A 24,390-nucleotide genomic window follows, 5' to 3' on the forward strand; every position below is an offset into this window, starting at 1 on the left:
ACACAAAAAACACAATGGCGCCATACTAAATATCTAGAAAACGCTCAATAACCTTTAACCCCATCAATCCGGATTTTTCCGGGTGGAATTGGCACCCCATTAAATGTTCGCGCTGAATCGCGGCCGTAATCGAATGACCGCCAAAATCAAACACAGCCAATTGGTCGGTGACATTCTGGACATCGGCGTAATACGAATGCACAAAATAAAACGCGTTTTGCGGCGGAATATCGTTCAATAAACTACTCGACCAGGCCTGGTGATTGGAGCGAATCAATTCCCAGCCCATATGCGGCACTTTCATCGGCTTACCATCCAAGGTGCGGGTCGGCAAGGCTTTAACCTGGCCGGCAATCAAACCCAAACCGGGCGTGCTTTCAAACTCTTCCCCTTGATCCAGCATCATTTGCATACCCAAACAGATACCCAAAAACGGTGTATCAACCGCAGCCTGCTGAATCGCTCCAATCAGATTTTTTTGCTGCAAACGACGCATAGCCTCGGGGAACGCGCCCACACCGGGAAACACTAGATGTTCAGCTTGTTCAATCTGCTTTGCCTCAGTGGCAATTTCAACCCGCACCCCAACATGTTCAAACGCACGTTGTACATTCAGCAAATTGCCTGCGCCATAGTCAATCAAGGTGACCCGCTTCATTCTGTACCACCCTGTTGAATTGACGCTTGAGGACGCACAGGAATGCCTTCTTCCGCAAGCACCTGGCGGATACCCGGTACGGTGTCGCGCTCATAGTGCAAAATATCCGCCATCGCTACTGCACTCGCACCCGATTTAACTGCGGCGATGCCATCTTTGGCTTGCCCCATGCCACCGGAAGCAATCACCGGGACACTCACCACAGAAGAAACGACTTGTACCAGCTCCAAATCATAACCTTTTCGCCCGCCCTCTTGATCCACAGAAGTAAGCAAAATCTCGCCTGCCCCTCGATTAACCGCTTCTTTTACCCATTCAACCACATCCAAACCAGTATGTTCTCGCCCATTGTCGGTAAAGGCGAGCCATCGTCCGTCAGCTTGACGAATCGCTTCAATAGATAACACCACACATTGCTCACCAAAGGTATGCGCCATCTCACCAATCAATTCGGGCCGCTGAACCGCAGCGGTATTAATCGCAACCTTATCCGCGCCGCAACGTAATATTGCGCGCGCATCATCCACTGAACGGATGCCTCCTCCGACGGTAATCGGTATAAAGACCGACTTGACGGTTTCTTTAATTAAATCGGTCAGACTATTGCGACCATAGAGCGACGCCACCGCATCCATATACAAAAGTTCATCGGCTCCTTGTTGGTAATATTTTCGGGCATATTCACTTGGCGCACCAATCTTACGCAAACCCTCAAGCTTAACGCCCTTAATCAAGTGTGAAGATTTAATATCTAAACGTGGAATTAATCGAATCATTAAAAGCACCAGGCCTGGTTATTATTGCCACACCTTGTGACGCTGCACCCACACACCGTTTTCTTTTTTCCAAAGATGCGGGCTACGGAAGCTATCGGTGAGCAGGTCAAAGTATTGGCGATCCATAATTGGTTGCTCGAACATAGTGCTAGCCTTAGGAAACGTTTTTTCGGGAATACTTAAATATTGGAAAATTTCATCAGCAAAGCGCTCGGGAAACTCCATATCAAAACGTTTGACTAAAGCTACGCCTTCTTCTCGGTCAATGTCTCCAGAGCGAATCTCTTGCGCCGCATCATAAGTGGCGCGGCCAATACCGAACTTAATACCCGTGGTGTAATAATGAAAATCATCAATTTTGTCATCAATCGAGTTGTATTTAGAGTAGGTGCCCGGTGTCCGTTCTGGTGAGGCTTCAAAACCGCCGTGTTCATGTGCATAGTAGTAGCAACTTTGTGGGTGCCATTTAAGGTAATAACCAAGATAGTGCACCTCGACTCCGGTTTCTTTTAAGTGTTGTGGGTCGGCAGGCATATAGGGCTCCAAGTCGGCTTTGCTTAAACCAAAGTCTTGTTTAAGTGACTGTAGTGACACCCCGCCGATATTAATCTCCGCTTCATCTGTCAGCGCAAAATAATCCCAGTCTCGTTGCGCCTTCTGCGTGTCTTCTTTAGGATTACCATACTCTGCTTCATTTTCACCAAAAAACACCAACGGGATATTCAACATGGCTGCCATTTTAGGGGCCAAGGCCTTTTGCCCAATCATAAAGGCTTGAAACGGATGAAACAGTTTCTCCACTGATAAGCGAGTTAACAAACGGTGCACTCGCCCGTTTGGTGTCATCAACTGATTATCAAACCCCGCATGAATCCAACGTTGGAAATTTCGCCAACCCCATTCGGTATAAATATGTGGCGCCCAGGTAACGGTGAACGGGTGCATGCCATACTTTTCTTTAAGGATATGCGATGCATAAAAACTGTCTTTACCACCAGAGCCAGGAAGAAGGCAATCATAAGAACCGTCTTTCGATCTGTGTTTGTCACACAGTGCCTTTAACTCTTCTTCACGCATTCCCCAGTCAATGGTGTGTTCTTTTTCTTCCGCAACACGACAGGCATCACACACCCCTTCTTCATCAAAATGAATCGTGGCTTTTTTTGAGTCTTTGGTGTGTTTGTATTCGACAGCGGAATTCGGTCGTTGATTTGAAATGGTACATTTTTTACAGAACTTCACTTCTCTGGGTAGGCCGTACTTCACTTCGAGTTGATCATCGGGCAACTCAAATTGAGATAAATCGACGGGCTGAGGTTTGGCAATAATAAAAGTCATAAAATATCCCTTGTTTTTTTTAATCTGAAAGCCCAAATTCACAAAAAACTCTTCTAAATAATTAAAATTTTCACGCCACCTCAAAACATAGGTAGGTTACAAAAGCTTTTCTTTAAATGGTCTATTTGATTGTGTTTTTTAATAACCGCCAAAATCTGCTGGCTAGCCAATCCATCCCCGTAAGGATTGATTGTTTGAGACAATACTGACTCAAACTCCTTAGAAAAGGCTTTCTCTAACGCATTGGCAATGGCTTCTGTTTCAGCCTCACAGTCAATCACACTACCCGCTCTTAAGCGCCCTTTTTGTCTATCGCCAATATTGATCGTTGGCTTTCTAAAACTTGGCACTTCCAATAATCCACTTGAGCTATTGCCCACGACTGCATCAACAAATTGCAATGCACTTAGGTAGCGCAACTGTCCCAACGAAGCAAACGCAACCGATTTATGTGGATTTTGGCTAACGTAATGGCCAATCATTTGATTGATAGCGCGCCCGTCAGTATCACTATTCGCTTTTGTAAAAATAATGTTCGTATTTTTTAACCCATCAATGGCGTTTAATACAGCCTGAAACTGTGATGTAGCTGACGCATTATCTAGGGTTACTGGGTGATAAGTTACAAGCAAATTGCGTTCCGCTAACTTAAAATCAATTGAATCTTCAAACTCTGACTTGGATAACAGCTTTAACCGTTTGATATTTTCTATCCCTAACCCACCGACATTAAATACTCTATAGGGTGACTCACCAAGTTGAATGACACGCTGGCGATAGGGTTCTGCGGCAGTAAAATGCCAATAGGCCATTTTAGTAATACTATGACGGATTGCTTCATCAATCGCACCCTCTGTGGTTTCACCTCCATGCAAATGCGCAATAGGAATCCGCGCAATCATGGCGGCGGATGCGGCTGAGAAGATTTCGTAGCGATCACCGAGTAGCACAACCAGGTCTGGTTGCAGTTCTTCATAGGCCTCGGCAAAGGAAATTTGCGCCAATCCCATCGATTTTGAAATGCCGACTGCGGTATCGGAGGACAACAGCATTTCGATTTTTTTATCAATCTTGAAGTCTTTTTCAACCTCTTTATAAGTCAAACCGAATTCTGGCGACAAGTGCATTCCGGTTACAATCACTTGCAACTGCAATTCTGTCTCTTGTTCAATAGCCTTCATTAACCAATACAGCAATCCGTATTCAGCACGGGTTCCGGTAACGACACAGATTTTTTTTGTTTTTTGGTTATTCACTGATAGCTTCCTCAAGCAGTTCTTTTAGCTCTTCTTTGTTCGGCAGTAGCGTTTGATATTTGCTGGCAAAAATTTGATTATTGTTTTCCGGTAAGGTCATTTCCACCAAAGCTTTGCTTTTGTCTTTGCATAAGACGATGCCGATAGTTGGATTTTCGTAGTCTTGTTTTTCTGTGCGATCAAAGTAGTTTACGTACATCATGAGTTGGCCTAAGTCTTGATGCTTGAGTTCGCCGATTTTTAAGTCGATGACGACAAAACATTTTAGCAGGCGGTTATAAAAAACGAGGTCAACATAGAAGTGTTTTTCATCAATGGTGATCTTTTTTTGCCGCGCTACGAAGGTAAAGCCTTTGCCGAGTTCGAGCAGGAAGTTTTCGAGTTTGTCGATGAGGCGCTGCTCTAGTTCGCTTTCGCTGTAATTTGCTAAAACGGGCAGGCCGACAAATTCGAGAATGTAGGGATCTTTAATTAGGTCGCTGGGGGATTCGATAATCTGCCCTTGTGTGGCGAGCTGTTGGACTGTGTTTTTTTCGCTGCTGAGTTGTAGCCTTTCGAATAGGCCTGTATTGAATTGACGTTTGAGTTCTTTTAGGCTCCAGCGGTTGTTGGAGGCTTCGATTTCGTAAAAACGGCGCTCGTTTGGGTTGCTGATGCGCGTTAGGAAAATGAAGTGCGACCAGCTTAGGGTGAAATTCCGAGAAGGCGTCTCGGAATTTGAATAGGCGAGGTAAAAACGACGCATGTTTTCAAGGTTATCAACCGAAAAGCCTTTCCCAAATTCCTGTGTCAGTTCGTCCGATAGATTTTTGATGAGCATGGCACCGTATTGCGCCCGCGCTTGGCCTTGCTGTTCTTGCTCGACAATACGACGACCGATTTCCCAGTAGGTTTGGGTCATGGTTTGGTTGATAGTTTGATAGACTTTGTTACGCGCACCGTGAAGCAGTGCTTTGATGTCGCTGTAAAAGTCAGTTTGTGCGATATGGGTCGGCGTTGTCATTGTTTTTTAGCATCCAACAGGTGTTTGGCGTTTTCCACATTTAATTTGTATGCCTGATTCCTGGCTGTTGGATTGTCGGGCTGGGTCATTTCGATATATTCTATGTCCAACAAGTGTGAGATGGCACGTTTAAAATTACCTGTTTTGCTTTTGTAACCCAGTGCCTCTAACAACTGCATACTTGTTTTTATGCCAGATTGCAACGCTTTTAAGATTCCTTGCTCTGTTTGATTTAATACTTGAACACTTTCTTGGGCCTTATCTTGGGCCTTGTGCACTGTAAGAAAAAAACACCCCGCTTTGACTTCAAACTTAGGAGCAAGCAGGCCTGCTTGTTGGCATTTTTCAATGATATCGGTGGTGCCGGTTCCGGCTTTTTCGATGTATTTTGCGAGGAACATCGGCTCAGCTAACAATGGATTGACCGGATGAGAGCTATGCGGTTGGGCGAGGTCTTGTAAGTTGATGCCTTTTGGCAGTTGCCCGGGATTCCAAACCTCTAGCCGGTCACTGTAAAGCACGACTTCCACGCTGGCAAGACTGGTGTAATCGCGGTGGACGATGGGATTGACAATCTCTTCGCTGACCACTTCTTTAGGGATGTCATATCCACAGGCGGTTCTTCTGCCACCGTGTCCACTTGAGGTCACAATTTGTGACTTCAAGTTTTCAAACTCTTGTTGAGTCAACTGAAAGCAGTAACGTTCTGGAAACCGTAAGATGTTTCGTTTTACTGCTTGATTTAGTGCCTTGGTTTGTACGCCGTACAATTGCGCCAAATCACGATCCAGCATGACTTGCGTATTGCGAATCGCGTAAATTTTAGACTGCACAAGCTGATAGTCTGTTGGCGTTAAGTTTTCCATAGAGTGTTCTTTTTAAAATTTTCTTCGCCATCTGGCGTTTTCGTAATTCATATCAACTCGTCAGCTTGGTAGTCTTTGTGCGCGACTTGGCCGATGATGTCGTTCCAGCGCATTGGCGAGATACCCAGGCCTGGTCGTTTGACGGTGAGGTTGTGTTCGCTAAAGATGTCGCCTTTTTTAATTTCGGTTAGGGCAACGAGGCTTTTTCTGGCGACCTGCCTATTTTTTTGTTCTGTGGCGGTTGGGCGTTTGATGCCATCACCCAGCGCGATTTCGATATTGCGAATGGCTTGCACCATCGCTTGCAGTTCTTGCGGCTCTAGGCTGGCTTTGTGATCGGGGCCGGGTAGGTTTTTATCGAGCGTAAAGTGTTTTTCGATAATCGATGCGCCTAAAGCCACCGCCGCGGTCGGCACTTCGATGCCCGGCGTGTGATCAGAGTAGCCCACCTTGACTCTGAATGCCTGTGCAATGGTTTGCATGGCGGTTAGGTTGACGTCTTGCATTTGGGTTGGGTAGTCGGTGGTGGCGTGCAAAAGGGTTATATTATCTTTATCTGTGCCCGATTCGATTAACAGGCTTAAAGCCGCTTCAATGTCTGCGAGCGTTGCCATACCCGATGAGAGCACGATTTGTTTGTTGTACGCGCCAACCATTTTTAAATACGGATAGTTAGTAATCTCACCCGATGGAATTTTAAACCGCTTCACACCTAGGCTGTTTAAAAACTGAATGCTCGGTAAATCAAACGGCGTGGACATAAATTCAATCTGTTTTTGCTGGCAATAACCAACCAATTCATGATGATCCGCTTCGCTGAGTTCGAGGCGTTTTAGCATAGCAAACTGGCTTTCTTGTTTACCAGTATTGACAATTTGATAGTCGGCTTGTTGTGCGGATTGGGTGACGAGATTTTCTGCTTTAAAGGTTTGAAATTTGACCGCATCCGCGCCACACTCAGCCGCCACATCAACCAGTTGTTTTGCCATGTCTAACGAGCCATTATGATTAACGCCGGCTTCGGCAATAATAAAAACTGAATGTTTCATTTCGACTCCAATAAACGCCCTTGATTTACATAACAACCAGGCCTGGTGATGTTATTTAAAATTAACGCGCCCGCGCCAATCATCACATTGTCGGCCAGTTCTACACCTTGTTTAATCACCGCGCCGCTGCCGATAAAACAACCGCGCCCGATTTTGACGTCCCCGTTAATTTTGGCACCGGTAGCAATATGGCAATCATCGCCAATCACTACATCATGTTCAATTAACGCTTGGCTATTGATAATCCCGTTTTGACCTATTTGTGCGCCAGCATTCACCAACACCTGATGCATCACAATTGTACCCACCCCAATGGTGGCATGCTGTGAAACATAGGCTAAGGGAGATACCAGGCCTGGTTGTTTATAGCCTAGCGTTTTGAGTTGTTCAAATAATCTCACCCTAGCTTCGGAAGACCGAATTTGCCCGATGGTTACCAAGGCATAATCGTATTGTTTTCGCAGTTCAGGCAAATCCTCATCACAGCCAATCACCGGATAACCCAACACCGTTTTCACCCCGGAGTCTTGGCGGTCGATAATCCCCGCAATCTGCCATTCACCTATCTGCTCAATGACATCAATACAGGCCTTGCAATGCCCGCCGGCCCCAACCAATATAATCGGCGTTTTAGCCATCACAGCGCACCCCGCTTGGCAAATTCACCACCCGCTCTGCCAACCAGTCGGTATTCGTCATGTCGGTGCGCAAACAATCGGCATAGATTGCCAGTTGATGCATCGGTGTCCATAAAGGCCTAGTTTGAATATCTTGGCGGTTAGTAAATTCTAAAAACGCGTTACGTTCGGCTTCAGACTCGCATAACAGCGCGTTCAGCCAGTAATTCGATTGAGTGTTTGTTGGTTCGTTCAGTACCACCAGGCCTGGTTGTAGTTGATACGCCTTCGCCAAAGCGCGCTTTTCTGTCAAAAAAGCCGGCAACTTTTGCATTTGTGCTACGCCCAGCGCGGCATTAATATTCGGCATCCGCAAATTATAAGCCGGCTCATCGTGTTCAAATAACCAAGCATGCGGCATTTTGGCGGTGGTGCTTAAGTGTTTGGCGTGACGAGCGAGTTCGGCATTATCGGTAATCAGCATGCCACCTCCACCGGTGGTGATGACTTTATTGCCGTTAAAACTAAACACCCCAAATTGACCAAAACGTCCGGTATGCTGACCTTGATAAAAACTGCCTAAACTTTCAGCCGCATCTTCTACCAGCGCAATATGGTGTCGGTTACAAGTTTCTAAAATCGCGTCAATACGGGAGGGAAAACCCAAGGTGTGCATCGGCACACAAGCGCGAATCACCCGACCGGTTTGGCGATGCACGCATTGACCGTTTTGCTGTGCCGTCTGTTCGGTTAAAAATTGGTTGAGCGATTGCGGACACATGCCCAAGGTTTCGCGTTCAACATCAACAAACACCGGTTCAGCTTGATGCATTTTGATCGCGTTCGGCGTAGCGACAAAGGATAAGGATTGCGTGATGACCAGCTCATTTGCCTGCAAGCCAATCACCTTTAACGCCAAATACAATCCCATCGTGCCGTTCACCACCGCCACCGCGTGTTTGGCGCCGGTAAAATCGGCAACTTGTTGTTCAAACTCGGTCACGTATTGCCCGACCGATGAAACAAAAGTCGAGTCAATACAATCCACCACTAAACGTTTTTCGGCCTCGTCAAAACAGGGCGCATGTAATGGAATTAACCCTTCCGCTTGCTGATAATGTTGGCGCATAAACGCCATCATAGACAACCAGGCCTGCTTGCTCTTAAGGGTATGGTGATTAGACATTATAAAGCCCAGTTTTATAGGCTTTTAGGTTTTGTGGCTGAACAAACCAGTTGATGGTTTGTTGCAGTCCGTTTTCCAGTGATGTGGTTGGGCTGTAGCCGGTCAAGGTTTTTAATTTGGTGTTATCCCCCCACAAACGAAACACCTCAGAATCTTTCGGTCTGAGACGTTGCGCATCCTGCACAAACTCGACGTTTGAACCCATTAAACGCTTAATCAACTCCAAGGTATCTTGAACCGAAATCTCGTAATTTGAGCTGATATTCACGGTTTCGCCAATCGTGTTATCGCTCGTCATTAATGCCATCATGCCTTGGCAGGTATCGGCAACATAATTAAAATCACGCGTTGGCGTGGTATCGCCTAACTGAATTTGAGTTTGACCAGCGGCAATCTGACCAATAATAGTCGGAATTACCGCCCGCGCCGATTGCCTTGGGCCATAGGTATTAAACGGTCGCGCAATCGTCACAGGCGTTTCAAACGCCAAAAAATACGACATCGCCATCGCATCCGCGCCGATTTTACTCGCGCTGTAAGGCGATTGCGGTTGCATCGGATGGCTTTCATCAATCGGAACATATTGCGCTGTGCCGTAGGTTTCCGAGGTGGAGGTATGCATAAAGCGGCGCACGTTTTGATCCCGCGCTGCCTGCACCATATTTAACGTCCCGGTCACGTTGGTATCGACATAAGAGCCAGGAGCAGCATAGGAGTAAGGTATCGCGATTAACGCCGCCAGATGAAACACGGTATCGATATTTTTGCAGATTGTTTGACACAAAAACGGATCTCGAATGTCGCCGCTGATAATCTCCATTTCATCGGCTAGGACCGATTGATCCAGCCAGCCCCAACTATTAAACGAGTTATACTGTACCAATGCTCGCACATCTGCGCCCGCCATCACAAGGGCTTCAACTAAATGCGACCCAATAAAGCCATCAGCACCGGTCACTAAAACTTTTTTGCCTTGCCAGAATGTTGCCATTTAAACGTCCAATCAAATAAATTTTAAGTATCTCAACTCAAAAACAGATTTCCTCACCGCGCGGCTAACAGCGGCTGAGCATCGCGCCCCAACCAGGCCTGGTAATGCGCTTGGGTGTTAAGCACCTTAGTGAGGTAATTGCGTGTTTCGGCAGAAGAATGTTGCTGACTAATTCGCTGCTTAACCTGTGCGGTGCTTAACCGGTTTACCTGCCACATTGCTGACTCCATATCGTTGCCAAACAAAGGCCATACCCGATTTAAGCCACCATTGTAAGCGGCAATCACCAAAGCCGAACGTGTCTCAGCATCATTTACTGCTGCAAAATAATCATGATAAAGCAATGCTAAATAAGCCGTGCCAATACGAATATTCTGTTCCGGGTTAAACAGTGTATTGCGCGATGGCATCTGATTAATACCATCAACTTTTTGATAGACATCCAACCCAGCTGCATAGTCTTTAATTTGCATTAAACCCATCGCATTAGAGCGACTAATAGCACGCGGATTAAAATTACTTTCCACCTCCATCACCGCGAATACCAAGGCTGGCGAAATCTTATACTCATTAGCATAGCGCAAGACATACGCCTCATAGGGTTGTGCAGCAGCGGGCAAATTAGACTGACTTAATGGAATACGAATTTGTGCTACAGGTTGTCCTTGTCGCTCTACCCAATCAAGACGACGCTGGATAAGAAACTGTGCATAAGCATGCGCTTGAATGGGTGTGGTGACCGTATCGTGACGGTGATCTAGGACACGACGATACAAGGTTGGACGTGCCTGTAAATTAAGTGGTTGCGTTGATAACCACTGATCTTCTTGAAACAATTGATCAGTTAACATGGCCCGAGCCAAAGCACGCATCATGGCGGTCTGTTGTTTGGCAATCTCGGCGCTAAATTCAAATGTAATCATGTCATTATGAATAGCAACAAACACTGGCGGACGCGTTGGTTTAGTAACAGCTTGTTCTATTGCAACAGCCACATTGTTTTCGGCAGGCGCAGCAACTAATTCTACTACTGGATCTTTTACTGCATCCGTTGTGGACACTGTCGGTGTCGCTAACTTTGATTCAACAGTATTTACATGCATCGCTTGACTGGCTAGGGTAACAATGGCGTTGTCATTTGGTTCAGCGTTAGCATTAACTTCAGGGGGAGCGTCTAAATTCAGCTTTGCGATAGAAGGGGTTGCATTACTTGCACCTATCGATTCAACAAGGTTATCTTCACTAACAGGCATAGCCGCCTGCACGACTTTATCTTCAGTCGCCAGACTTCGTTGCTGAAGCTGGGCGAGTGCATAGCCAGACGCCCAAAATAAGCCTAAAAAAACAACACTAGTCTTGAACCAAAAACGATGACTAGAAGTACTCGATTGGTGGAGTGTAGTGAGTTTAGCAAGCATGGTTTCAACCTCGCCCGCTAAACGGTTTTAGCGGGTATTAATAAAATTAAATAATGATAACTGCTGTACTCTAGCAAATGTCTGCTGAGATACCTGTAGCGCCGTTTGAGTTAAATTTAGCTTCGTGATACCTTCTGCCAAATCCAGATCCTCAAAACCACTACGTCTTTCTGTCATAGCGATTTTGTAAATCTCATTAACTTCTAGCTGCGCATCAATACGATTAACGCGCGTACCTACTGAAGTGAGAGTGGCCGCCTGTTGATCGATAGCATTTTTTAAATCATCTAAAATGTCATCACCAGGACGCTCACCCGCTTCTAATCGATCACGCATAATCTTGACTACATTGTAGATATTGTGATCAACACCCTCGGCATCCGTACTAGCAAAGGATGTTGAAGCAAGACCCGCGCCAAAAACCTCACTACCCACTTCAGCAATTCTTACTCTAGAGGGATTTTGGCTTGGTTCAGGTTGAACGGGCAAATTATCATCAAAATTAATTTGCACACTTCGGTGCCCAAATGCAGCACGCGGATCATTATCCGGTCTTGCAGGATCTGTTAGGTAAGTGACAAAACCAGGGTTAGTCGGGTCTTCAACAAAAGGCCGGTCATCGGTGTTATCTCCAGCGAATAAAAATTGACCGTCCAGATTTGTAGCATTCATGTGGTTAAGAAGACCATTTAATAACTGGTCAACCTCTGCAGCGGCTTGCCGCCTGTTGTCTGGCGACATCGTATCCGTTGACATGGCCACTGCAAGCTGTCTTGTGCGTTGCAATATGTCAATATTACTAGAGATTTCAGTTTCTACTTGTTGTAATTGAAACAATGCACTATTCGCATTATCTTTAAACTGATCAAGTTGTTTAATCCCTTGATTTAGTACACTGACCTGATAAGCGCCAGAAGGATCATCACTCGGGCGATTAATTTTTTTTCCTGATGCAACCTGCTCTTGAGTAGCCGCCAGTTTAGCTTGCTGCTGCTGCATGGTGTGAACACCATTAAAAAAACTATAAGCTGTCGAAGTTCTCATGGCATGACCTTTCTATTTAGTTTCTTACAGCACCAAGCAGTGTTTGAAACATTGATTGCGAGGTTTGAATGACTTGAGCAGCGGCCTGATAGGCCTGCTGAAAGCGAATCAAATTGGCGGCTTCCTCATCCAGATTGACGCCTGCAATACTTTCGCGCTGCTCAAATAAGTAGTTATATCCTGTTTGCGCAGACATTAGCTGCGACTCAGTACGATTAATATAACGGCCAACATCAGTTGAAACTTGAGCAAAACCTTCAGCAATAGTCGCAGTCGCCCCACTACCTCTATCAAATAATAGACTTTTAGACTGTAAAGCGGCAAACCTGGCAGCGTTGGTATTATCACCCGACGCCGCAGGTGCCAGCACATCAGTTGCTGCAAGCATATCAGGACGCTGTCCACGGGTAGCAAGGTCGCTCGGTTCGCTTGCTTCTAGTCTAAAAGACTCTACCATTGCACGGTGTGGCGACACCTGGAAACGATCCCCTGGTGCTAAACCATCAGGCTCAAATAGCAAACCTTCAAACTCAATGTCATCTGACACACTAAATTCGGCAAATTCTTTTGTACTCAGATTGGTAACACGATAGTCCGTACCATCAAAACTTATTTCATAACTGGCCGCGCGTAATGCACCCACTTCCTGCATATCATTTGCGAGTTTTGCGTCGGCATCAGCTACAGTATTACCCGAAACCAACATATCTGCCGCATTAAAGCTAACTGTAACATTGCTGGTTCCAAGTGGGCTCGTATTATTGACATTCGCTCTCGCTTCCACTTCAAGCGGCGTAAAAATATTACCACCCAGTTCATCATTACTTGTCCAACCTTGATTATTTTGCGTATTCTGAGACGCCACAAAACCATTTAGCATCACACCCAGCTGATCATAGGTTTTGTCAATAAGATTGGTTCTTGCCTCTAACAAACCCCCAAGTTCACCGCTGCCTTCGAGTAGGTGGGTAATTTGGATCTCCGTACCCGACTGACGACTCATCAATTCTGCTCTATCAAGACCAGGATAAACGCCTTTACCTATTTCCAACGGGAAAACCTTATTGTCGGCTAACAGGGGTACCCGATTATTTTCAGAGTAAATTTCTACCTGCCCATCAGGCTTAAGCGTTACAGTGATACCCAGCAATTTGCCAAGGTCATTGACCGCCTTATCACGTTTATCCAACAGATCAAAAGGCTGTTGCGAGTTATTACCTGCTTTGGAAATTGCCGAGTTAATCTGTTCTATATCGGCTAATTGACTATTTATGGAATTGACGACACCGCCAATTTGTTCATTAATTTGACGCTCGGTTTGTGACAGCAACTGCTGTGTCGCATTCATTGCTGCAACGAGATTGCTCGCTTGATTTAATACATCATCTTTAGCGATATTAGATTGTGGATTCGTGGCAAGATCTTGCCACGAGTCAAAATAGTTTAATAAAAAATTCTCGACACCCTGGTCTACTGAAGACACGGCTCCTTCAACTTGCTTGGCAATAGACAAACGGGTTTCAAAGCCCGTTACACTCGACTGCGCTGACTGGAGTTGCTTATTTACAAAATCACTCATAATGCGTTCAATGCGACTAGCTTCAACACCCGAGCCACCATAGCCGCCGGCATTACCGAAGTTTAAAGCACTCAACTCAGCACGCTGACGACTATAGCCTTCCGTATTCACGTTAGCAATATTATGACTTGTAACCTGTAACGAACGGTTAAAGGCATTAGTCGCGGTGGTCGCAATAGTCAGCATATCAGCCATAATCAAATCCTATCCAAACGCTGGTTTAAGTAAGCATCCGTTGTTGCCGTTGGCAAAGTAGGTGCTAACTGTTCTACTATAAGATCGGCCAAACCGACAGAACCTTGAGCCGCTAAATGCTGAGACAATTGACTATGATACAAATCTTTATAGGTGTCATAGTCAGATCCCTCTAACCATCCATCATCAAAACGCGTTTGATGTGCTGTCTTTAAAATCTGCTGAAGCATCATGGCTTCAAATTGTTCAGCGACTGGACGCAATGCGCTTTGCTGATCTTCACGTGCTTGCCGACGCAGGTCACCAAATCCTTGCAGATTCATAACATTTTGATGATCCATGCTCACTAAGCTCATCTTACATCTCCATTCGATCAGGCCATTAAATTATCATTAGTTCAGCACGAAGTGCGCCAGCTTGCTTCAGCGCCTCTAAAATGGCCACCAGATCACTAGGGGCGGCACCCACTCTGTTAACGGCTTCAACCAGCTCGTCTAATGTGATACCCGAATCAAACTTAAACATCCGAGAGCCACGTTCTTCAATATCTACTTCCGAACCAGGTACCAACATAGCTTGCCCATCCGCTAGCGGGTTTGGCTGACTAGCTTCAAGTGATTCTTCAATTCTAACCACCAAGCCACCATGACTTACCGCTGCTGGGCTTACTCGCACCGTTTGACCAATAACAACGGTGCCAGTCCGTGAGTTAACAATAATCCGTGCCGCACTATCACCCATTGCGACTTCTATATTTTCTAAAATCGACATAAACGCGACACGTTGATCTGGAATACGCGGCGCCATGACCTCAATTGATTCCGCATCCAGCGCTTGAGCCGTTCCCGCCCCCAACATATCATTGATCGCATTGGTCACATTGGTTGCCGTGGTAAAATCCGCTCGATGTAAATTGAGTCTGATGGTTGTACCGGTCGTAAAGTCACTGTGTACTTCACGCTCGACTAGAGCACCATTAGGAATACGCCCCACACTCGGGACATTAATTGTAACGCTAGAGCCATCACGACCCGACGCATCCAAGCCACCCACGACTAAATTCCCTTGCGCTAATGCATACACCTGATTATCCACCCCTTTAAGTGGTGTCATTAACAAGGTACCGCCCTGAAGACTTTTCGCATTACCCAATGAAGAAACAGTGACATCAATCGTTTGGCCTGGCTTGGCAAAGGCGGGTAAGCTGGCATGCACAGCAACAGCCGCAACATTTTTAGCATTCGTCCTTACACCCGGCGGCACATTAATGCCAAACTGATTGAGCATACTAATTAAACTTTGTTCGGCAAAAGGAGTATTGTCACCCGAGCCATTTAAACCCACCACTAAGCCATAGCCAATAAGTTGGTTTTCTCGCACACCGGCAACATTTGCCACATCTTTTATACGGGATTGTGCTTCTACCCAGCTACTCCAAAATAGGATAACCACCATTGCGATAAGTCCGAATGTGGCTTGCTGTTTGTTAATTAAATTTTGCATAATGACTCACCTAGAGATTTGATGACGATGATTAAAGCGGCCAGAACTTTGTTAAAAACCGCGTCACGGGACCGGGTCTTGTCGTATTCCCCGCCACACCTGTGTCACGGTAAATCAAACGAACATCCGCAACCTTGGTTGATTCGATCGTATTATCTGGGCTAATGTCTTGTGGTCGCACGATACCACCAAAGCGAATGACTTCTTCACTACTCCCTACCGTAATCCACTTCTCGCCACGTACAACTAAATTCCCATTGGGGATCACTTCTACTACAGTAACCGCCACAGACCCTGAAACCGTTGAGTCTTGCTGGGCATTCGCATTACCTGAAAAATTCGAGCTTGATCCAAAACCGACGCCTCCTGTGCCCAGCCCATCATAAATTTCGTTTGCCGAACGACCTAACACATTTAGTGGCGTCGACACACCTAAATCCATATTGTTATTACGATTAAAATTGGCTTGATCACGGCGATTTGCATTGAACTTTTCAACCAATTCGATCGTTATAATGTCGCCCACTCGATGTGCTCGGGCATCATTAAAAAAAGTCACCGCATTCGCAGAGCTATACAAAGAACCATTAACCGGTGCAGGCACTTGGCCCATGTTGGCAGGGTAGGCAGGTTCATAATTAAAATCTTCAAGACGCTCTGGCGTAGTAGAACACCCTGATAAGACTGCAACACCACCTAATAGCAGGCCTGCTGCAATCGTTTTATGTATTGACCTCATCACCTACTCCTTAAACGGTGTTATTTAAGTATTGCATCATGCCATCAGCCGCAGTGATCGCTTTAGCATTCATTTCATAGGTACGCTGCGCCTCAATCATGCCAATCAATTCTTCAACTGTATTGACATTTGATGCCTCAAGTGCGCCTTGAATAACGGCCGCCGCATCATCCACCGTTGGGTTATTAACTAAAGGGGCGCCACTGGCAATCGTTTCATAAAACATGTTCTGACCAATAGCTTCTAAACCCGCAGGGTTAATAAACGTTGCGATCTCTATTTGACCAAGGTTGATAGGTGCTGGATTGCCGGGTTCCTTGGCAAATACCGTACCATCACGCGTAACCATCACATCGAGCGCATTTTCAGGAATTTGGATATTAGGCTCTAGCAAATAGCCAGAAGAGGTCACGACGTCGCCATTTTGATTAACCTGGAATGAACCATCTCGCGTATACATGATATTCCCGTCAGGATCTAAAACACGAAAGAACCCTTTACCATCAAGCGCCAAATCTAATTGATTGTCGGTTATGATCAAGTTGCCTTGGGTATGAATTTTCTGTACCCCAACGGCTTTCACCCCGACGCCAAGCTGCAACCCAGAAGGCAGTGTATTTATTTCATCCTGCGTACCCTGTGCACCCGGTGCACGAACACTTTGATAAAGTAGATCATCAAATTCAGCACGCCCCGCTTTGTAGCCGGTGGTATTTGCGTTGGCTAAGTTATTTGAGATGGCCGCTAATCGAAACTGCTGCGCCTCTAAGCCGGTTTTTGCCACATATAACGCTCTCATAACACACTCCTGCTAAACAAATCGTGATTGAGACTATCCACGAATTGATAAAATTTGATTAGATGTAGAGGCCAAATCACTGGCCGTTTTCATCATCTTGACCTGCATCTCGTATTTACGGCTAAGCTCAATCATTGTTGTTAGTGCCTGCACTGTATTCACGTTACTGGTTTGTAATGCGCCGTTAACCATGGGTACATTTGCTTGCTCTGGCAAGGGTGCACCTTCAACTAATCTTACCGAGCCTTGCTCATCTTTCATTAACTGATCAAACGGCGGATTCACCAAGCGCAGCTGGTCAATAACAACCCACTCATTTGCACCCGCACCCGCGGGAATTAAAGAAATTGTGCCATCACTGCCAATAGCAACATCATCATAGGGGGGTAATGCAATTTGTCCGCCAGCCGCATTCAAAATAGGTTGCCCTTTCACATCAACCAGCAGACCTGCTTCTGTCACCTGTAAACTAGCCGATCGCACGTAAGCTTCCTGATCATTACGATCAAGCATGGCAAAAAAACCATCGCCATTTGTCGCTACATCAAGCGATCGACCCGTCACCTTAATCGCACCTGGGGTAAAGTCTGTTGCGGGTCGCTCATCCATCGCATAAGTGCGGCTATCCCAACCTGGCCCTTTTAGCAATTGGGCCCGAAACTGATTAAAGTCCTGCATAAACCCATCCGTATTGGCATTGGCTAGGTTATTAGCGTTATTGGCCTGTGAAAAAGCCGTTTCTTTGGCACCACTCATGGCGATAAATAACATTCGATCCACAGCACTTGTCCTTGGTTACAATCAAGCAATTAATAACAGGTTTAAGCAAGTGCTATGCCAAAAGGCAATAGGCGAGAGACATGTCTGTGAGGTGATTCTAGAAATCGAGTATAGGAATGAAGCTCAGGAAACAAAAAACCCCAAGTAAATTAATTACTTAGGGTTAAGATATGGCGCGCCTGAAGAGATTCGAACTCCTGACCGCTCGGTTCGTAGCCGAGTACTCTATCCAGCTGAGCTACAGGCGCGTTGTGGTTGCGTATTATAGAGAACTTGTAACAAGTGTCAATCTAATTTTTGCATTTTTTAAAGCTTAAAATGAATGGCGGAGACGGAGGGATTCGAACCCTCGATAGAGCTACAAACCCTATACTCCCTTAGCAGGGGAGCGCCTTCAGCCTCTCGGCCACGTCTCCACATTCAAGTCGCGTATACTACAGATAAAACGCAACGAAGTAAAGCCCAAAATCTGATTTTGGGCTAGGTTTTTATGCCTTGTCCAACTCAAATTTCTGGTGCAAGCTTTTGACCGCTTTTTCTAGTTGATCTTCATGCACGACAACAGAGATTTTGATTTCGGTCGTGGCAATCATTTGGATATTAATATTGTCATCAGCCAACACTTGGAACATACGGCTAGCAATACCAACATGTGAACGCATCCCTACCCCTACCATCGATACCTTCGCAATCGCATCATCGTAAACCACTTCACGCGCACCCAAGTCTTTGGCAACCGCACTCAAAATATCTTGCGCTTGAGCACGATCACCGCGCGGTACTGTAAAGGTAAAATCAGTTGTACCATCTTGGCCTTGGTTTTGAATAATCATATCTATTTCAATATTAGCATCGGCTATCGGGCCTAATATCTGATAGGCTACACCCGGTTTATCAGGCACACCCAACACTTGTAGTTTTGATTCATCACGATTAAACGCAATCCCTGAAATAAGGGGTTTTTCCATAGTATTTTCCTCAGAAGTTATCAAGGTACCGCCACCGTCCTTTAAAGACGAAAGAACACGAAGTGGCACTTGGTATTTACTTGCAAACTCTACCGAGCGAATCTGCAAGACTTTGGCGCCTAAACTGGCCATTTCCAACATTTCGTCAAACGTAATCGTATCTAAGCGACGCGCCTCTGGTACTAGGCGCGGATCTGTCGTGTAGACACCGTCCACATCGGTATAGATTTGACACTCATCTGCTTTTAACGCCGCCGCTAAGGCGACAGCGGTGGTATCCGACCCACCACGACCTAGGGTTGAAATATCGCCATTCGCAGTCACACCTTGGAAACCAGCGACCACCACGACTTTATTTTGATCTAATTGCTGACGTATCTTAGCCGCATTAATACTGTCAATACGGGCTTTAGTATGTACTTCATCAGTTTGAATCGGCACTTGCCAACCCGTATAAGAGATTGCATCGTGACCACTCTGCTGCAATGCCATACTCAATAATGAAATAGTGACTTGCTCGCCTGTAGTCAGCAACATATCCATTTCTCGCTTAGAGGGTTGAGCCTGCATCGTTTTAGCCATTTCAACCAAACGATTAGTTTCACCTGACATAGCTGATAAAACCACAACTAGTTGATGACCCTCATCTACGAACTTTGCTACCTTTTTCGCCACATTTTGAATGCGTTCTAATGAACCCACTGACGTTCCGCCATATTTTTGGACAATAAGTGCCATGTGATTTTTTGCCTTTTTTTCGTTCTATATTAACTTAAGTTTTTAAAGATTAGACACGCTCTTGAACCCAATCTATTACTGACTCTAGTGCTCCAGGCAGGCCAGCAGGGTCTTTACCGCCAGCTTGCGCCATATCTGGACGACCACCACCTTTACCGCCCACCTGCTGAGCCACAAAATTCACCAATTCGCCGGCTTTAAACCGACTGGTTTCTGCTTTACTCACCCCCGCCACCAGGTTAACCTTATCTCCCTGCACAGAAGCTAATAGAATCACCGCGGGAGCCAGTTTATCTTTTAAACGATCCAAGTTTTCCCGCAACAAATTCATGTCCGCACCGGGTAATTCGGCTGCCAATAGATTTACGTTACCTAATTGCTGAACCTGCTCCGCGAGTTGATCACCTTGTGAAGCGGCCATCTCGGCCTGCATCTGCTGGCACTGCTTTTCAAGTTCTTTAGTTTGGGTCACCAGGCCTGCTACCTTATCAAGCAAGTGAGCTTTGTCTGCTTTGACCAATTCTGCTGCTTGGAGTAACGTCGCTTCTTGTTGATAAAACACCTCCCAAGCACCGTGACCGGTTATCGCTTCAATACGGCGCACACCAGAGGCTACCCCGCCCTCAGATAAAATCTTGAACGGCCCAATTTGACCTGTAGAGTGCACGTGGGTACCACCACATAGTTCAATGGAAAACTCACCCATATCAACTACGCGCACGACATCGCCATATTTTTCACCAAACAAGGCCATCGCGCCCATTTGCTTGGCTGCATCGATATCCATATGCTGGATACCCACTGGGTGATTGAGCATAATATTTTCATTGACTAAACGTTCAATTTTTTGCAACTGCTCAGCTGAGATAGGTTCAAAATGACTAAAGTCAAAACGTAAACGATTAGGCGCAACCAATGAGCCTTTTTGACCGACATGATCGCCTAGAATTTGGCGCAGTGCTGAATGTAGCAAATGTGTTGCCGAATGATTACGTTCAGAATCACGCCGCGCGACCACATCAATCTGTGCATCAACCTCTTGATCAACAATAATCTGACCCGCCGTCATCTTGCCGAGGTGCAAAAATGTATTACCTTGTTTTTTAACTTCATCAACGTGGAAGCTGGCCATATGAGTGCCAATAAAGCCTACATCGCCGACCTGACCACCCGATTCAGCATAAAAGGGCGTCTTATCTAAGACCACCAGGCCTGCTTGACCTTCATCAAGCTGATGCACCGCTTCACCATCCACAAATAAAGCCACGACCTTGGCATGCGCCTGATCATGCGCATAACCCACAAATTCAGTCACCGCTTGACAATCAATGCGCACCGCTTGGTTGCCACTAAAACTATTAGCAGCGCGAGCGCGCTCGCGCTGAGCTTGCATGGCTTGCTCAAACCCAGCTTCATCAAGGGTTAAACCGCGCTCACGCGCAATATCAGCGGTCAAATCAACGGGGAAACCATAGGTATCATAAAGTTTAAAAATCGTTTCACCATCAATCTTCGTGGCTCCGGCTAAACCGACAATAGCTTGCTCTAAATGTGCCATTCCATTTTCAAGGGTTTCCGCAAAACGTTCTTCTTCTAATTTAAGCGCACGTGTCACTTCTGCGGCCTTGGCGGCAAGTTCTGGATAGGCGTCACCCATTTCAGCCACTAATGGCGCAACAAGCTGATGGAAAAACGGTTGTGTTTGACCTAGCTTATAGCCGTGACGAATCGCCCGACGGATAATGCGTCGCAGCACATAGCCACGCCCTTCATTTGATGGCAAAACACCATCAGTAATAATGAACGCACAAGAACGAATATGATCGGCAATGACCCGCAACGAACTCAATGAGGTATCAGTCTGCCCAGTTAATTGTGCTGCAGCCTTGACCAGGGTTTTGAACAGGTCAATATCATAATTGTTGTGCACACCCTGCAAGACCGCGGCTAAACGTTCCAAGCCCATACCGGTATCGACTGAAGGTTTGGGTAGGGGCGTTAAGGTGCCATCGGCTGAGCGATCAAATTGCATGAATACTAGGTTCCAGATTTCAATATAGCGATCGCCATCTTCATCTGGCGAACCGGGCGGTCCACCTGGAATATCCTCACCATGATCATAAAAAATCTCACTACAAGGACCGCAAGGACCGGTATCCCCCATTGACCAAAAATTATCTTTCGCACCACAACGTGAAAAACGTGCTGAACTCACACCAAGTTCTTTGAGCCAAATATCCGCCGCCTCGTCATCTTCTTCGAACACTGTGACCCATAGTTTTTCAGCGGGCAAACCCAATCGCTCAGTCAAAAATGCCCACGCAAACCTGATCGCTTCAGGCTTGGAATAATCACCAAAACTAAAGTTACCCAACATTTCAAAAAAGGTATGATGACGCGCTGTATAGCCTACGTTTTCTAGATCGTTATGCTTTCCACCGGCACGAATACAGCGTTGCACACTGACAGCACGAGAATAGTCACGTGATTCTTGCCCTAAAAAAGTTTCTTTAAACTGAACCATGCCTGCATTAGTGAATAGTAGAGTAGGATCGTTACCCGGCACAACGGGGCTGGAATGCACTGGATGATGCCCTTGCTCGGCAAAGTAATCAATAAATGCTTGTCTAATTTCTGCACTGGTCATGTTTTAAAAAACCTAATTATGTCAAATAAATAAATACATGTTAATCAGGATCAAACGCCTGATAACACTGTGTCACCGAGAAACCTCGAGCTTGTAGAAACCGTAATCGTCGCGCAAACTCTTTGCGATCACTTGGTCGGCAGGTATCGCCGAATTTTTTTACTAAGGCTTGCTTTGCCACCGTTTTTGATAACTGCGCATAATCGCGCAATGCCTCATCAATCAAATCAACCCGATCGCAAGATTGCAAAAGGGCCTGGCGACATTTTAATTCGCCCTGCCCTTTTGCTTGTGCCATGCGCAGATAACTCTCTAGATAGCGCTGGTCCGATAACCAGTTTTGGGATTCGCAATAGTCTAATGCTTGTGACAGCAAAGTTTCAAGCTGCTCACAATGAGAAAACTTATATTGGAGTTTGTGAGCTAACTCTTTGCGAGCATGTTCTCGCCTCGCTAACAAACTCTGTGCACGTGACACAATTGTTTGAATATTACAATCTGGCGTCGCCCCCTGGCTATAAAACGGCTTAATCGGCCACCTCATCTAATGAAAACTCTGCAACAGGCTTATCCTTCTCAGGCTTGACCAGCAAGCGCGCTTTCAATTCAGTTTGAAGTGTTTCCGATATAGCTGGATTATCTTTTAGGTATTGTCGAACATTGTCTTTACCTTGACCGATTTTTTCACCATTATAGCTGTACCAAGACCCCGCTTTGTCAATGAGGCCTTCTTTTACGCCCAAGTCAATAATTTCACCTTCGCGAGAAATACCTTCACCATATAGAATATCAAACTCAACCTGCTTAAACGGCGGAGCGACTTTGTTTTTGACAACCTTCACACGGGTTTCATTACCCAAAATCTCATCGCCCTTCTTAATCGCACCAATTCGACGAATATCTAAACGAACTGAAGAATAAAACTTGAGTGCGTTACCACCCGTTGTCGTTTCTGGGCTACCAAACATCACACCAATTTTCATCCGAATTTGGTTGATAAAGATAACCAAAGTATTGGTACGCTTGATATTGGCGGTGAGTTTACGCAAAACTTGAGACATGAGTCGTGCCTGTAAGCCCATGTGTGAATCACCCATATCACCTTCAATTTCTGCTTTTGGCGTCAGTGCAGCAACCGAATCAATAACGACAATATCCACACCTCCTGAACGCACTAGCATATCGGCAATTTCTAGCGCCTGCTCACCGGTATCTGGTTGTGAAACCAGTAGGTTATCCACATCGACACCCAGCTTTTGTGCATAGCTGGGATCAAGTGCATGCTCAGCATCAACGAATGCAGCTACGCCGCCTTTTTTCTGCGCTTCTGCAATAGCATGCAAGGTTAGCGTCGTTTTACCGGATGACTCTGGGCCATAAATTTCAATAATTCGTCCTTTGGGTAGACCAGCAATACCCAATGCAATGTCTAGACCTAACGAACCTGTTGAAATGGCTTCAATATCGCGCGGTGCCGTTGAATCACCCATGCGCATAATAGAGCCTTTACCGAACTGCTTTTCAATTTGACCTAATGCCGCTGCGAGGGCTTTCTGCTTATTATCATCCATAGCGTTTTCCTTAATTAGCGGGGCATCAATTTTAATGCGTATATTGAATAAATTTAGATGCGTGAAATGGCAAAGATTATCCCACAGTATTGCAACCATTTAAATCAATTTTAACAAAGGTGAATAGTAAAGGTAAGTGTTTTTACTTATAATTAAAAAGTTGTAGCAACCCTTCAAGCCCGACCAAGGTTGTTTGCTGACGAATCAACTGACGGCTACCCTCAAAATGATACATCCTGCTTGAACAAATTAGCTCAGATTCAACCCGTTGCGCCCAAGCAAGCCATACCGTGCCAACAGGTTTATCAATTGACCCTCCTCCAGGCCCCGCAATACCACTACATGCAATGGCGTAGTGTGCTTTTGAGTTGGCCAGTGCACCTCGAACCATCTGCTCTACGCAGGCTTGACTGACCGCACCTTCCGCAACAAATACCTCTGATGAAACGCCCAATAAATCTTGCTTAGCCTCATTGCTATAGGTGACCCAGCCCCGATCAAACCACTTTGAGCTGCCCGGTAAATCAGTTACAACTTGTGCAATCATACCGCCAGTACAGGATTCTGCTGTCGCTAAGCAGGCCTGCTGATCTAACATTTTGTTAGCAAGCGATATCACCGCCATTGCTATATTTTCTTCAATACTCATATCACCTACTAAATTCTTAA

The 24,390-nt window shown here is 45.8% G+C and carries 23 protein-coding genes and 2 tRNA genes; all 25 read right to left on the minus strand.

Annotated features, from left to right (window positions below; all coding sequences use genetic code 11):
- Positions 1 to 25: 25 nt before the first annotated feature.
- The 25 genes from hisH to BM293_RS07455 all read right to left on the minus strand — a co-directional run bounded on the left by hisH (position 26) and on the right by BM293_RS07455 (position 24,370).
- Positions 26 to 658, minus strand: a complete 633-nt coding sequence (hisH, locus tag BM293_RS07335) for an imidazole glycerol phosphate synthase subunit HisH (protein WP_093448071.1) — start codon at positions 656 to 658, stop codon at positions 26 to 28.
- The gene (gene hisF / locus BM293_RS07340; RefSeq protein WP_093448073.1) at positions 655 to 1,434 is read right to left on the minus strand and encodes an imidazole glycerol phosphate synthase subunit HisF; all 780 of its coding nucleotides are present in this window, start codon (positions 1,432 to 1,434) and stop codon (positions 655 to 657) included. Before hisF ends, hisH begins: the two co-directional genes overlap by 4 nt.
- Before the next feature lie 21 nt (positions 1,435 to 1,455).
- Positions 1,456 to 2,772: an N-acetyl sugar amidotransferase gene (locus BM293_RS07345; RefSeq protein WP_093448537.1), complete on the minus strand. Its 1,317-nt coding sequence runs from the start codon at positions 2,770 to 2,772 to the stop codon at positions 1,456 to 1,458.
- Between the two features lie 80 nt (positions 2,773 to 2,852).
- The gene (neuC, locus tag BM293_RS07350; RefSeq protein WP_093448074.1) at positions 2,853 to 4,028 is read right to left on the minus strand and encodes a UDP-N-acetylglucosamine 2-epimerase; all 1,176 of its coding nucleotides are present in this window, start codon (positions 4,026 to 4,028) and stop codon (positions 2,853 to 2,855) included.
- Entirely contained in the window at positions 4,021 to 5,031 is a 1,011-nt protein-coding gene (locus BM293_RS07355; RefSeq protein WP_093448076.1) for a PDDEXK nuclease domain-containing protein, read from the minus strand. Before BM293_RS07355 ends, neuC begins: the two co-directional genes overlap by 8 nt.
- Positions 5,028 to 5,897: an ORF6N domain-containing protein gene (locus tag BM293_RS07360; RefSeq protein ID WP_200770615.1), complete on the minus strand. Its 870-nt coding sequence runs from the start codon at positions 5,895 to 5,897 to the stop codon at positions 5,028 to 5,030. Before BM293_RS07360 ends, BM293_RS07355 begins: the two co-directional genes overlap by 4 nt.
- Positions 5,898 to 5,944: 47 nt before the next feature.
- Positions 5,945 to 6,946, minus strand: a complete 1,002-nt coding sequence (neuB, locus tag BM293_RS07365) for an N-acetylneuraminate synthase (protein ID WP_093448077.1) — start codon at positions 6,944 to 6,946, stop codon at positions 5,945 to 5,947.
- Positions 6,943 to 7,584 carry an acetyltransferase gene (locus BM293_RS07370; protein WP_093448079.1) on the minus strand — a complete coding sequence of 214 codons (642 nt, stop codon included), beginning with the start codon at positions 7,582 to 7,584 and terminating at the stop codon, positions 6,943 to 6,945. The genes neuB and BM293_RS07370 overlap by 4 nt, the downstream gene beginning before the upstream one ends.
- Complete coding sequence (locus BM293_RS07375) at positions 7,577 to 8,749, minus strand: LegC family aminotransferase (protein WP_093448080.1); 1,173 nt, start codon at positions 8,747 to 8,749, stop codon at positions 7,577 to 7,579. Before BM293_RS07375 ends, BM293_RS07370 begins: the two co-directional genes overlap by 8 nt.
- Complete coding sequence (locus BM293_RS07380; protein ID WP_093448082.1) at positions 8,742 to 9,740, minus strand: NAD-dependent 4,6-dehydratase LegB; 999 nt, start codon at positions 9,738 to 9,740, stop codon at positions 8,742 to 8,744. Before BM293_RS07380 ends, BM293_RS07375 begins: the two co-directional genes overlap by 8 nt.
- A 53-nt stretch (positions 9,741 to 9,793) precedes the next feature.
- Entirely contained in the window at positions 9,794 to 11,158 is a 1,365-nt protein-coding gene (locus BM293_RS07385) for a murein transglycosylase domain-containing protein (protein WP_093448083.1), read from the minus strand.
- A 27-nt stretch (positions 11,159 to 11,185) separates the two neighbouring features.
- Entirely contained in the window at positions 11,186 to 12,202 is a 1,017-nt protein-coding gene (gene flgL, locus BM293_RS07390) for a flagellar hook-associated protein FlgL (protein ID WP_093448085.1), read from the minus strand.
- A 16-nt stretch (positions 12,203 to 12,218) separates the two neighbouring features.
- Positions 12,219 to 13,976, minus strand: coding sequence for a flagellar hook-associated protein FlgK (flgK, locus tag BM293_RS07395; protein ID WP_093448086.1), 1,758 nt, complete (start codon positions 13,974 to 13,976; stop codon positions 12,219 to 12,221).
- 2 nt (positions 13,977 to 13,978) lie between these two features.
- Positions 13,979 to 14,332 carry a rod-binding protein gene (locus tag BM293_RS07400; RefSeq protein WP_093448088.1) on the minus strand — a complete coding sequence of 118 codons (354 nt, stop codon included), beginning with the start codon at positions 14,330 to 14,332 and terminating at the stop codon, positions 13,979 to 13,981.
- Positions 14,333 to 14,357: 25 nt separating this feature from the next.
- Complete coding sequence (locus tag BM293_RS07405; protein WP_200770616.1) at positions 14,358 to 15,479, minus strand: flagellar basal body P-ring protein FlgI; 1,122 nt, start codon at positions 15,477 to 15,479, stop codon at positions 14,358 to 14,360.
- 31 nt (positions 15,480 to 15,510) lie between these two features.
- On the minus strand, positions 15,511 to 16,218 hold the full coding sequence (locus BM293_RS07410; protein ID WP_093448089.1) for a flagellar basal body L-ring protein FlgH: 708 nt from the start codon (positions 16,216 to 16,218) through the stop codon (positions 15,511 to 15,513).
- Between the two features lie 10 nt (positions 16,219 to 16,228).
- Positions 16,229 to 17,017, minus strand: coding sequence for a flagellar basal-body rod protein FlgG (gene flgG, locus BM293_RS07415; protein ID WP_093448091.1), 789 nt, complete (start codon positions 17,015 to 17,017; stop codon positions 16,229 to 16,231).
- 33 nt (positions 17,018 to 17,050) lie between these two features.
- On the minus strand, positions 17,051 to 17,788 hold the full coding sequence (locus tag BM293_RS07420; protein ID WP_234968961.1) for a flagellar basal body rod protein FlgF: 738 nt from the start codon (positions 17,786 to 17,788) through the stop codon (positions 17,051 to 17,053).
- Positions 17,789 to 17,968: 180 nt separating this feature from the next.
- A tRNA-Arg gene (locus tag BM293_RS07425) sits at positions 17,969 to 18,045 on the minus strand.
- A gap of 75 nt (positions 18,046 to 18,120) precedes the next feature.
- Positions 18,121 to 18,213, minus strand: a tRNA-Ser gene (locus tag BM293_RS07430).
- Between the two features lie 72 nt (positions 18,214 to 18,285).
- Positions 18,286 to 19,503, minus strand: a complete 1,218-nt coding sequence (locus BM293_RS07435) for an aspartate kinase (RefSeq protein WP_093448094.1) — start codon at positions 19,501 to 19,503, stop codon at positions 18,286 to 18,288.
- A 49-nt stretch (positions 19,504 to 19,552) separates the two neighbouring features.
- Positions 19,553 to 22,150: an alanine--tRNA ligase gene (gene alaS / locus BM293_RS07440; RefSeq protein ID WP_093448095.1), complete on the minus strand. Its 2,598-nt coding sequence runs from the start codon at positions 22,148 to 22,150 to the stop codon at positions 19,553 to 19,555.
- Positions 22,151 to 22,190: 40 nt separating this feature from the next.
- Positions 22,191 to 22,694 (minus strand): regulatory protein RecX, encoded by a 504-nt coding sequence (locus BM293_RS07445; protein WP_093448097.1) that lies wholly within the window; start codon positions 22,692 to 22,694, stop codon positions 22,191 to 22,193.
- Positions 22,678 to 23,721 carry a recombinase RecA gene (gene recA / locus BM293_RS07450; protein WP_093448099.1) on the minus strand — a complete coding sequence of 348 codons (1,044 nt, stop codon included), beginning with the start codon at positions 23,719 to 23,721 and terminating at the stop codon, positions 22,678 to 22,680. Before recA ends, BM293_RS07445 begins: the two co-directional genes overlap by 17 nt.
- A gap of 142 nt (positions 23,722 to 23,863) precedes the next feature.
- Positions 23,864 to 24,370 carry a CinA family protein gene (locus BM293_RS07455; protein WP_093448100.1) on the minus strand — a complete coding sequence of 169 codons (507 nt, stop codon included), beginning with the start codon at positions 24,368 to 24,370 and terminating at the stop codon, positions 23,864 to 23,866.
- Positions 24,371 to 24,390: the final 20 nt, after the last annotated feature.

The organism is Thiomicrospira sp. ALE5, assembly GCF_900112445.1.
GTDB lineage: Bacteria > Pseudomonadota > Gammaproteobacteria > Thiomicrospirales > Thiomicrospiraceae > Thiomicrospira.